General features: G+C 49.3%; 1 pseudogene. It reads left to right on the top strand.

The features are described from left to right. Positions 1-557 (top strand): annotated as a pseudogene (locus UB23_RS29755) (polysaccharide biosynthesis C-terminal domain-containing protein); the annotation flags it as partial. Positions 558-661: the final 104 nt, after the last annotated feature.

Raw genomic sequence — 661 nt, 5'->3', positions numbered from 1 at the left:
CATCTGCTGTGCGCGCCAGTTTGGTGGCATATTACACTGTGCCATTTGAAGTCTTGATCAGGTTTTTAATACTTCCAGCGGCGTTAACTGCTGCGCTGTTTCCCAAGTTGTCGGCGCTGATTGCGGTAGATATCGCGGCTGCGGAAAGGCTTTTCAAAAAATCCGCATTGCTCATCGCGGTTGTGATGTTGGTTATATGTTCTGTTGCTTCCGTAGGGTCACTGTGGGGAATGACGCTGTGGCTGGGGCAGGATTTTGCCGAGCACTCCTGGCGTCTCGCATCGATATTGGCTGTCGGGATTCTGTTCAATTCGATCGCACAAGTTCCTCATGCCGCCGCACAAGCGGCAGGAAATGTAAAGGGCACGGCACTCGTGCATTTGGCAGAATTTTTTATATATTTCCCCTGCCTATTTATCTTTGTTCATAATTTCGGCCTGATTGGAGCGGTTGTGGTCTGGGTGATGAGGGCATTCATTGATATGTCTTTAATGTTTGTGCTAGCGCGCAATGTGTTTTCAGGGAACAAGAAGGAGGCCATATGCGCCGCGAAGTAGCCATAGGGATAGTTGTATACAACGCTGGTGAAAATCTGCTGGGTCGGCTGAAGATGGCCGTGGAGGCAGGTCACAGCGTATATATCTGTCTCTTATACACATCT

This window comes from Pseudomonas sp. ES3-33 (genome assembly GCF_000952175.1).
GTDB lineage: Bacteria > Pseudomonadota > Gammaproteobacteria > Pseudomonadales > Pseudomonadaceae > Aquipseudomonas > Aquipseudomonas gregormendelii.
This window is presented reverse-complemented; position numbering and strand designations above follow the sequence as displayed.